Source organism: Polyangium spumosum, assembly GCF_009649845.1.
Classification (GTDB): Bacteria; Myxococcota_A; Polyangia; order Polyangiales; family Polyangiaceae; genus Polyangium; species Polyangium spumosum.
The window spans coordinates 169,856-180,314 of sequence record NZ_WJIE01000016.1 but is presented as its reverse complement, the minus strand read 5'-3'; the positions used below and the strand labels follow the sequence as shown (position 1 = coordinate 180,314).

The window sequence follows — 10,459 nt, the reverse complement described above, 5'->3', positions numbered from 1 at the left end:
CGCTCCTCCACGACACGGCTCTCCCTCCAGGGCATGCCCAGGTCTCGCCAGACCTGTCGACCGTGGGGCAACTAACTGTCACCCAGGCTCCCGGTCTACCCTGTCACCCAGGTAGCCGGTCTGTACCCAAGGAAGCGGATGCGCTCGACGACGCCATGCCGGACATGGCCTGCGATCCCTCGCATCCGGATCACGCCGCAAACAGGGCCAACTGCGCGACGTTGCTCAGCACGCTGCAACGGAAAGACACGTTTTTCAACGTCGGCACGGGGGCGCTCGTCGCGGGCGGCGTGCTCGCGGTGGGCACGGTGGTCTACGCGTTGTGGCCGGCGAAGAAGCGCGCCGCGACGGGATTCGTCCTGGTGCCTTCGGTGACGCCCACGTTCGCGGGGATCGCGGCGAGTGGCCAGTTCTGAACGAGGAGATACGCTCATGCGCACACGTCACACGACCGTCGCTTCCCTGGGTATTGTGATTGCAGCGGGCTTCTGGCAGATGGCGGGTTGCTCGGCGGATGCAGAGAGTTGCAGCCGCACCAACGTCTGCTCGGAGGAGGACGCGCCGTTCGTCGTGGGGCCGCCGCCGGGGTGCACCGATTCCCCCAGCAGCAATCCAGACGTGATTCGGAATGAATGCGGATTCTTCGTTTCGGCGAACGGAGACGACGCGAACGCCGGCACCGCGGAGAAACCTTTCAAGACGCTCGGCAAGGCGGTGGATGCCGCGAAGGTCGCGAAGGCTCGCATCTATGCTTGCGCCGACGGCGTCTATGCGGAGCGCGTGGACCTGCCGGGAGGCGTGTCCGTGTTCGGTGGGTTTTCCTGCGTGGATGGCGCGTGGAAGTACGATGCGGCGACCGGGGCCGCGATCCACCCGGCGACGCCGGGGCCGGGTGAGGTGCAGGCGTCCCTGCGGGTGATGGGGAAGGGGGCGAGTCAGATCGAGGACGTCGTCGTGCGCGCCTCCGACGCGGGTTTTCCTGGGGGCTCTTCGATTGCAGTCATCGTTCACGCCACGACCGTGGATTTCGCGCGAACCAAGATCGTCGCGGGGAGCGGGGCCGCAGGCGCGCAGGGCGCGACGCCGACGGACGACATCGGCCCCGAGGATCCGAGCGATCCTGCAATTATCGGTAACAACGGCCAGAGCGCCTGCATGGGCGGCTCGATGGGAAACCCCGGCGGTCAGCCGAAGGTCAACATGCTTTGCACCACGGCGATCGGCGGCAGGGGCGGGACGGGCTTTGATGTCGTGGACGGAGGCCAAGGGGATGACGGCCTTCCCGTGGTCGCTGGGTTCGGGATGGGCGGGGTTGGCGAGGGGGCGGTGCAGTGCCAGAAGGGGTACGAAGGGTCCAATGGCAGTGAAGGCGACGAGGGCGCCGGCGCGACCGCTGACGGCATCCTCGACGCCACCAAGGGATACGTCGGCGCCTCTGGCATGCCAGGGACCGCTGGGACGCCAGGCCAAGGTGGCGGCGGCGGTGGTGGGGCGAAGGGGAGCATCAACTGCAATGGGGCCAGCGGCGGCAGCGGCGGCGCAGGGGGGTGCGCAGGAAGTGGCGGTCTCGGCGGGTTATCTGGTGGCTCCAGCGTCGGTGTCGTCGCGATCAACGCCACACTGCGCTTCGATGCCGTGGATATCACAGCAGGCAATGGCGGCCAGGGTGGGGATGGCGGGTTTGGGCAGACGGGTGGGATTGGAGGAAACGGGGGGACCGGCGGCTATGGGGCACCGAACCCCGGTGCCACCAGTCCGGCCTGCAATGGCGGCAGGGGCGGCAATGGCGGTAACGGCGGCACCGGCGGCGGCGGCCGCGGCGGTCACTCGATCGGCATCGCGTCGAAGGGCGGGAACGTGTCCGAGATGGGAGCGACGATCACGACCGGTGGCGCAGGTCTGGGAGGAGCGGGCGGGGGAGCTATGGCAGGCGTTGGGGCGCCGACGCACGCGTTCCCCTGAATCAGGCCCGCTGGATATGGGACGAGGGGTCCGTCTGCCGGATCAGGGGAAGGTGTGCGTCGGGGTGTTGAGGCCGGCCGCGGCGGTGCCGCCGTTGCCGCCGTTGCCAGGACTGCCCGTCATGATGGTGACGCCCTCCTGCGAGACGTTGCCGCCCTTCGACGCGATGCCGATCGAGTGACCGCCGCGGCCGCCGCCGCCCGTGCCACCGTTGCCGCCGTTGCCACCCTTGCCGCCATTGCAACCTGGGGGCGTCGGAGGGCTGCTCGCGCCGTTGCCGCCGTTGCCCGGGTTGCCGCCGAGCCCGCCGGCCTGCCCAAAACCGCCGTCCCCGCCCTTGCCACCGGTACCTGTGATGATGTCGACCATATTGAACGACATCGTGGCTCCGATACCCACGATCCCAATGCTCGCTCCCCCCGGCATTCCTCCGAGCCCGCCATTGCCGCCGCAGCCACCAGCCCCACCGCTGCCGCCGCTCGCGCCGAAGCAGGATGTCTTGCCTTTCGAGCCACCGCCGCCGCCGCCACCCTGCCCGACCGTGCCCTTCATCCCAGGCGTTCCACTCTCGCCGGCGTATCCCTTGGTCGCGTCGAGCGAGCCGTCGCCCTGCGCCCCTGCACCATCACCGAGGCTCGTGCCGTTGGCGCCCGGCTGGCCGAGCTCGCAATCCTCCGCGCCGGTGTCTCCGAGGCCGCCGATCCCCCTATTGCTCGGATTGGGAGTGGGCGCGGGAACGCCATCCCCGCCTGCGTCGCCCGTGGTCTCCTGCCCATTGCCACCCTTGCCGCCGGAGGACTCGCCGCAAATGGGGTTGACTTTCGGCATGGCGCCTGGGTTTCCGCCGGCACCACCCATGCAAGCGTTCTGCCCGGGGTTCCCGCGGATCAGGGGGTCGTCCGCGTTCGTGGGGCCAATGTCGTCGGTCGGCGTGGCGCCCTGCTCGCCCGCAGCGCCGTCTCTGGCGATGACCTCGGTCCGCGCGAAATCCACCGTCGCGCCGTTCACGATCACGGCGATCGACGAACCTCCGGGCAACGTGGCATTCGCCGCCTCGATACGAAGATCCTCGAGCTGGGTGATACCACTCCCGACGACCCGCAGGGAGGCTTGCACCTCCTCCGGGGACGCAGGCGCCGCGGGGTTGATCTTCGCCTTCTTGCTCGCGTCGTATCTCCACTCGGCATTCGAGCAATCGAGTCCGCCGAAGATCGACATTCCTGCCGGCACGTCGACGCGCTCGGCATAGTCACCACACAGGTAGATGCGACTCGCCTTCCCTTTTGCTGCGGCGAGTGCTGCTCCCAGCGTCCTGAAGGGGGTAGCCTCGGTACCTGCGTTCGGGTTGCTGTCGTCGCCCTTCGCGGCGCCCACGAAGAACCCGCAAGCATCACGGAGCACGTCTGGGTCTTCGCTCGGCGACTTCTCGCACCCCGGTGGCACCGGAGGGACATCCGAACCTCGACACGCATAGTTGAGATCGCAGTTCTCTGCGTCGTTGGAGCACCCCGCGAGGTGCCCAAGGGCCGTTGTCGCCAGGATCCCGAGAGAAGCAAGGGTCTTGTGCAGGGTGCGCATGAAACGTCTCCTGTGCGTCAAGTCAGGCAAGAATGAGTTTAGGATCGGAAGCCGCGCGTCGAGCTTCGTTCGCGCAACTGACGATTAGAATCGACCAGACGCGAAGAGCCCCGAGAACGTCGGCGCCACGACGGGCGCGACCACCAGGCCCACCGTGGTAGCCTTCTTCCTGGGCAGGACTGCATACACGATGGTCCCCGCCGCGATCACGCCACCCGCGACGAGCAGCGGAATGCCCACGTTCGTGAACGTGTCCTTCGTCTCCAACCTGTCCTGGAGCTCCGTGCAGCTCGCGACCTTGGCGGGATCCGTGGGGCCGAAGCAATCACCGGGGACAAGCGTCTTGCGCAGGTCGGCAGCGTCGCTGCTCGCGCCACTCCCCGCCACCAAAAGCCCAATCCCCGTCCCAATCCCCACCAGCGCGAGCCCCCCACCCACGCCGATCAACACCTTGCTCTTCCCCCCCGGCGCCCCGCCGATCTTCGGCGCCAGCACCAGGTTCACCTCCTGCGCCTGCGCCTTCTCCACGTCGACCGTCTTCAACACGTCGTCGTGCCCTGGCAGCTTCGCTTCGATCACCCGCTTGCCCGGGTCCACGAAGACCGGCTTTGCCAGCGGCGCTTGCCCCACGAACCGGCCGTCGACGTAGAGCTTCGCTCCGCCGATGTTCGTGCCGATCGTCACCGTACCGATGTGCTGCTTCGCCTCGTCCAGGCGCTTCAGAAGCGCCTCGCGCACCTCGGGCTTCCCGCCCGCAGGGAACTCCTCCAGCGCGTACGTCAGGTGCTCCGCCGCGTCGCGGTGCTGGCCCAGCGTCATCTCCACGTCGCCCAGGTTGCCCGCGAGATCGAAGCTCTTTCGAAGATCCCACGCGGCCTGGTACGCCGCCTCCGCCTCGGCCCACTTCTGCTCGTCGAAGAGCTTGTTGCCCGTCGCGAACAGCTCGGCCGCGCGCGCTGTGTCGTCCGCAAATGCAGGGGAAGCGCTCGCGAGGAGGAGCGCGGCGCTCATCGTCGAAAGCAGTGCCTTGGTTCGCATGCTCATCCCTCCCGAAGCTCTCTAGAAAAGCCGCGGACGCGACGAGGTCGTCGGCGTCGGCGCGGCAGTGGGGGTCGGCGTCGTCGTCTTGGTCGTTGGTGGTTTGCGCGCGGTCGTCACCGGCTTGATCCCCGGCTGCGCTTGCGTCGGGGGCGTCGCCGTCGTCGCCTCCTCGGGCGCAGGCTCTTCCGGCGTGGGCTCTTCCGGCGTCGGCTCGGAAGGTTGCGCGGTCGTCACCGGCGGCAGCGGGATCGCGCCCGGCGTCGTCGGCACCGTCACCGCGATCGGCGCGCTCGACGAGACGCCCGCGCCCTGGCCGTTGCTCGACACCTTGCCACGCAGGAGATACGCCGCACCGCCGCCGAGCAACGCGGCGACGAGCACCACGCCGATCCAGATCCCGATGCTGCGCCCGCCTTCGTCCTCGTCCTGCGAGGACTGCGTCGCCGCGGGGCGCGTGCCGGGCGCGGGCGTCGCGGGGCCGAGCGACGCGGAGGGCAACATCGAGCGATCGATGCCGCCGCTCGTGGTCCACGGGCTCGAGGTCGGGTCGGCGATCTCGGCTTGTGGCGGCGGCGGCGGACGGAGGCCGCCGGGGGGCAGCTCCATCTTCGTCGTCGGCATGTGGCGCGGGTCCGCGATCTCGACCTTCATGTCGGCCGAGATCCGCACCTTCGCCATGTCCATCGTCTTCAGCCGTTGCCGGCGCTTCGGCACCTCGATCGGCGCGACGTACGCGCGTGCTTCACGCTCGCCGTGCGAGGTGATCACGTTCTCGCCTTCGGCGCTCGGCGCAGCGGGCGTGCCCGTCTCTGCCGGTGCCCCGTTCGACGGGCCTGCTCCCTCGCGATTGTCCGCGCTCACGCGCTCCCTCCCGGGCCTTTCACGATCCACGTGCTCCGCTCGGCCATGATGCCTCGGATCGCCGAGCCAGCGCCACCTTCCGATCGTCCGTTCACGTCCTTCGCCTGCGGCTGCCGCACCCTTTGGGGGGTAGCGCAACCAACCCCTCGTCGCCAAGCAGGTTTTCCAGCGCAAGCCCCCGAAGCTCTTTTATGGCATGACGCTCGCCGTGCTCACGCCCCTGGCAAGCCGCCTTCCCGCCCCGGACGACGTCGATCCGACGCTCGTCTTCGACAGGTTCCTCGACTACGTCGCCGAAAAAGAGCTCGAGCTCTACCCGGCCCAGGAGGAGGCCCTGCTCGAGATCGTCGGGGGCAAGAACGTGATCCTCAACACCCCGACGGGGTCGGGCAAGTCGCTCGTGGCGACCGCGATGCACTTCCTCGCGATGTCGCAGGGCAAGAGGTCGTTCTACACGTGTCCGATCAAGGCGCTCGTGAGCGAGAAGTTCTTCGCGCTCTGCCGGGACTTCGGCCCGGACAACGTCGGCATGATGACGGGCGACGCGTCGGTGAACCGAGACGCGCCGATCATCTGCTGCACGGCCGAGATCCTCTCGAACATCGCGTTGCGCGAGGGGGAGCGCGCGGACGTCGATTATGTGATCATGGACGAGTTCCATTACTACGCGGATCGCGAGCGCGGCGTGGCGTGGCAGGTCCCGCTGCTCACGCTGCCGCAGGCGACGTTCCTGCTCATGAGCGCGACGCTCGGGGGCGCCGATCAGTTCGCCAAGGTCCTCACGAACCTGAACGGCAAGGAGACGGCGCTCGTGCGCTCGCGCGAGCGGCCCGTCCCGCTCGACTTCGAGTACCGCGAGACGCCGCTGCACGAGACCGTGCACGACCTCGTCCAGAAGGGGCGCGCGCCGATCTACATCGTCAACTTCACGCAACGCGCCGCGGCCGAGGAGGCGCAGAACCTCATGAGCCTCGACTACGCGTCGAAGGACGACAAACGCGCGATCGCGAAGGCGCTCGAGGGCGTCCGGCTCGACAGCCCCTACGGCAAGGAGTTCAGCCGCTTCGTGCGCCACGGGATCGGGCTGCACCACGCGGGGCTCTTGCCGAAGTACCGGCTGCTCGTGGAGAAGCTCGCGCAGAAGGGGCTGCTCAAGGTCATCTGCGGGACGGACACGCTCGGCGTGGGCGTGAACATCCCCATCCGCACGGTGCTCTTCACGAAGCTCTGCAAGTACGACGGCCAGAAGACGGCGATCCTCAGCGTGCGCGACTTCCAGCAGATCGCGGGGCGCGCGGGGCGCAAGGGCTTCGACGATCGAGGCACCGTGGTGGCGCAGGCGCCCGAGCACGCGATCGAGAACCTGCGGCTCGAGGCGAAGGCCGGGAACGACCCCGTGAAGAAGAAGCGCATCGTGCGCAAGAAGCCGCCCGAGAAGGGTTACGTGCACTGGGATCGATCGACGTTCGACAGGCTCATCGCCGGCGAGCCCGAGCCGCTCGTGTCGCGCTTCTCGGTCTCGCACGGGATGATGCTCAACGTGCTCGGGCGCGAGGGCGACGGCTGCCGCGCGATGAAGACCTTGCTGAGCGAGGTGCACGAGACGCCCGCGCAGCGGAGGATCCACAAGAAGACCGCGCTCTCGATGTTCCGCTCGCTCGTGCGCGGCGGCGTGATCGAGCTCGTGCCGCTCGCCGAGCGCGACGAGACCGGGCGGAAGGTGCGCGTCAACGCGGACCTGCAGGAGGACTTCACGATCAACCACGCGCTCGGGCTCTGGCTCGTCGAGACGGTGGAGCTGCTCGATCGCGACAGCGACATCTACGCGCTCGACGTGCTCACGCTGGTCGAGAGCATCCTCGAGAACCCCGATCTCCTCCTGATGAAGCAGCTCGACAAGCTGAAGCGCGAGAAGATGATCGAGCTCAAGGCAGCCGGGATGGAGTTCGAGGATCGGGTCGCGGAGCTCGACAAGATGGAGTACCCGAAGCCAAACGCGGACTTCATCTACGAGAGCTTCAACGAGTTCGCGAAGAAGCACCCGTGGGTCGGGCGCGAGAACATCCGGCCGAAGTCGATCGCGCGCGAGATGTTCGAGGGGCTCTGGTCGTTCTCGGATTACGTGAAGGAGTACGAGCTGCAGCGCAGCGAAGGGCTGCTCCTGCGGTACCTCTCGGACGTGTACAAGGCGCTCCTGCAGACGGTGCCCGATCGCGAGAAGACCGACGAGCTCGACGACGTGGAGATCTTCCTCGGCGCGATCGTGCGGCAGGTGGACAGCTCGCTCATCGAGGAGTGGGAGCGGATGAAGAACCCCGACCGCGTGATGGCGGTGGTCGAGGGCAAACCCGAGCCGAAGGAGGAGCTGTTCGACGTCACCACCGACACGCGCGCGTTCATCGCCCTCATCCGGAACGAGCTCTTCGCGCTGGTGCGCGCGATCGCGCGGCGGGACTACGTCGAGGCGACGGAGATCGTCGAGCCCGGCGGCGAGGACTGGACGCCGCGGCGCTTCGAGGAGGCGCTCGCGCCGTTCTGGGAGGAGCACGGCGAGGTCCGCACCGATCCGAAGGCGCGCAGCCCCGAGAACACGCAGATCCGGCAGTGGCCGTTCATCTGGGAGTTCTCGCAGGTCCTCGTCGACGAGGAGGGCGAGAGCAGCGGGTGGGCGCTCGAGGGCGTGATCGATCTCGACAAGTCGCGCGAGGCGAACCGGCCGGTGATCTCCTTGCGGCGCATCTCGTCGTAAGATGGCGGCGTGAAGACGTCGCTGAGCTCCGAGAACCTCCCCCACGTCACCCTCACGCGGCTCGCCCAGGCGAACCGCGACTTCGTCCTGGCCTACCCCGGCGAGCCCTCGCGCAGGCAGCCGGTGCACACGGTCTACGGCGGTGCGCACCTCTTCAAGGCGCGCACGTGCCAGCGCTCCGGCGAGGTCGCGCTCGACGTGATGCGCGCGTACGCGCCCGATCCCGTGACGTTCGCCCGCGCGCTTGGCCTCTCGTTCGCGAGCGCGCTGCCCGATGATCCGGCCGCGATCAAGGACGCGCCCGTGGGGTCGCCGGGGTACCTCGCGCGGCTCGTGCACGAGCGCGTGCTCGAGAAGCTCGCGCGTGAGCCCGTGGAGGACTTCCGGATCGACTTCGAGGACGGCTACGGAAATCGCACCGACGCCGAGGAGGACGGCCACGCGGTGGCGGCGGCCGAGCAGGTCGCGGAGGCCGTGGCGAACGGGACGGCGCCGCCGTTCCTCGGCATCCGCATCAAGCCTCTGAACGAGGAGCTGCGCGCGCGCAGCGTGCGCACGCTCGACCTGTTCGTGACGACGCTCGTGACCCGGATGGGCGGGCGGTTGCCTGAGGGCTTTGTCGTGACGCTGCCGAAGATCACGGCGCCCGAGCAGGTCGAGGCGCTCGTCGCGCTCTTCGAAGCGCTCGAAGCCGCGCTCGGGCTGCCGCCGAAGTCGCTCCTGTTCGAGGTGATGGTCGAGACGACGCAGTCGATCTTCCTGCCGGACGGTCGCGCCGCGTTGCCGCACCTCATGGCGCTGGCGAAGGGTCGATGCACGGGCGCGCACTTCGGGACGTACGACTACACCGCGGGATGTGCGATCACGGCGGCGCACCAGTACATGGCGCATCCGGCGTGTGACTTCGCCAAGCACGTGATGAAAGTGACGCTCGCGGGGACGGGCGTGATGCTCTCCGACGGCGCGACGAACGTGATGCCGATCGGGCCCCATCGCGCGCCCGAGGGAGGCACGCTCGGGGCGGCGGAGCTCGCGGAGAACCGGGCCGTGGTGCATCGGGCGTGGCGGCTCGCGCACGACCACATCCGGCACTCGCTCGTGACGGGGTTTTACCAGGGATGGGATCTGCACCCGGCGCAGCTCCCGGCGCGGTACGGCGCGGTGTACGCGTTTTTCCTGGAGGGGCTCGAAGCCGCGGGCGCGCGCCTCAAGGCGTTCCTCGACAAGGCCGCGCAGGCGACGTTGCTCGGCGACGTGTTCGACGACGCCGCGACGGGGCAGGGGCTTCTCAACTATTTCTTGCGCGCGATCGCCTGCGGCGCGTTGACCGAGGCCGAGGCCGAGCAGATGACGGGGCTCGGCGCGGCGGACTTCGCGACGCGCTCGTTCGTGAAGATCCTCGCGGCGCGGAAGAGCTGATCAGCTCCCGCGGTACGTCGAGAATCCGTACGGGTTCAAAAGGAGGGGCACGTGGTGGTGCTCCTCCGGCGCGCGCAGGTGGAAGGTGATCGCGACGCTCGGGTAAAAGCCCGTCGTGCCGTGCGCCGCGAAGTACGCGCCCGTGTCGAACGTGATGCGGTAGGTGCCAGGCTTCGGGCGTGGCTCGGGCGGCAGGAGGTCGCGCAGGCGGCCGTCCGCGTCCGTCTCGCCGCGCCCGAGCACGACGGCCTCGCCGCTGTCTTCCAGGCGCTCCAGCACGACGGGGACGCCCTCCGCGGGTCTGCCGCGGCTCGTGTCGAGGACATGGGTGGTGATGGGGCTCGTGCTCATGGCGAGAGGATCTTCTCCAGGCGCAGGCGCGTGATCTTTTCTTGTTCACCCACGGCGACGCGCAGCTCGGTCTCCGCGTCGTTGTCGAGCCGCGCGCGCAGGATCGCGAGCAGCTCCTCGCCCGTCTTGCCCGTGGCGCAGACGAGGTAGATCCGGCCGAACTTCGCCTCGTAGGCGCGGTTGCCCTCGGCGATCGCGGCGCGCACGTCGTCCGCCGATCGCGCGGCGCCGGCCTGCTCGTTCGTGGCCCAGGCGGCCGTGGACTTCGCGGCCGCGTTTGGCTCGCCGATGCGCGGATGATGCGAGAACGCTTCGTCCCAGTCGGCGACGTCGAGCGCGCTCCAGTGCCGCGACGCTGCCTCGAAGAGGTGGGCGCGGCTCTGGAAAGGGCGCTCTTGCAACATCCGCGAGACCCAGCGCGTGCTGCCGCAGCAGCGCGTGAGCGCGGCGCGCGCCTCCTCGCCTTCGAGCTCGTTCAAGACTCGGCACTCGTCCACG

The 10,459-nt window shown here is 68.8% G+C and carries 9 protein-coding genes; 4 read left to right on the top strand and 5 right to left on the bottom strand.

What is annotated here, in order from left to right:
- Positions 1–155: 155 nt before the first annotated feature.
- Positions 156–416 carry a hypothetical protein gene (locus GF068_RS36250; RefSeq protein ID WP_153824110.1) on the top strand — a complete coding sequence of 87 codons (261 nt, stop codon included), beginning with the start codon at positions 156–158 and terminating at the stop codon, positions 414–416.
- 16 nt (positions 417–432) lie between these two features.
- Positions 433–1,962, top strand: coding sequence for a PGRS family protein (locus GF068_RS36245; RefSeq protein ID WP_153824109.1), 1,530 nt, complete (start codon positions 433–435; stop codon positions 1,960–1,962).
- Positions 1,963–2,004: 42 nt separating this feature from the next.
- Here the strand turns inward: GF068_RS36245 and GF068_RS36240 are convergent, their stop codons facing one another.
- From GF068_RS36240 to GF068_RS36230, 3 genes are all read right to left on the bottom strand, one after another.
- Positions 2,005–3,363: a hypothetical protein gene (locus tag GF068_RS36240; protein WP_153824108.1), complete on the bottom strand. Its 1,359-nt coding sequence runs from the start codon at positions 3,361–3,363 to the stop codon at positions 2,005–2,007.
- Between the two features lie 261 nt (positions 3,364–3,624).
- Positions 3,625–4,578 carry a PEGA domain-containing protein gene (locus GF068_RS36235; RefSeq protein WP_170319878.1) on the bottom strand — a complete coding sequence of 318 codons (954 nt, stop codon included), beginning with the start codon at positions 4,576–4,578 and terminating at the stop codon, positions 3,625–3,627.
- A 21-nt stretch (positions 4,579–4,599) separates the two neighbouring features.
- A complete protein-coding gene (locus tag GF068_RS36230; RefSeq protein ID WP_153824106.1) occupies positions 4,600–5,442 on the bottom strand; it encodes a flagellar basal body-associated FliL family protein in 843 nt (280 codons plus the stop codon).
- Positions 5,443–5,638: 196 nt separating this feature from the next.
- Here GF068_RS36230 and GF068_RS36225 point away from each other — a divergent pair, with 196 nt between their 5' ends.
- Positions 5,639–8,191 carry a DEAD/DEAH box helicase gene (locus GF068_RS36225; RefSeq protein ID WP_153824105.1) on the top strand — a complete coding sequence of 851 codons (2,553 nt, stop codon included), beginning with the start codon at positions 5,639–5,641 and terminating at the stop codon, positions 8,189–8,191.
- Between the two features lie 9 nt (positions 8,192–8,200).
- The gene (locus GF068_RS36220) at positions 8,201–9,610 is read left to right on the top strand and encodes a DUF6986 family protein (RefSeq protein ID WP_338046721.1); all 1,410 of its coding nucleotides are present in this window, start codon (positions 8,201–8,203) and stop codon (positions 9,608–9,610) included.
- Here GF068_RS36220 and uraH read toward each other — a convergent pair whose 3' ends face one another.
- Positions 9,611–9,961 carry a hydroxyisourate hydrolase gene (gene uraH, locus GF068_RS36215; protein ID WP_153824104.1) on the bottom strand — a complete coding sequence of 117 codons (351 nt, stop codon included), beginning with the start codon at positions 9,959–9,961 and terminating at the stop codon, positions 9,611–9,613.
- Entirely contained in the window at positions 9,958–10,458 is a 501-nt protein-coding gene (uraD, locus tag GF068_RS45705; RefSeq protein WP_338046720.1) for a 2-oxo-4-hydroxy-4-carboxy-5-ureidoimidazoline decarboxylase, read from the bottom strand. Before uraD ends, uraH begins: the two co-directional genes overlap by 4 nt.
- Position 10,459 lies beyond the last annotated feature (1 nt).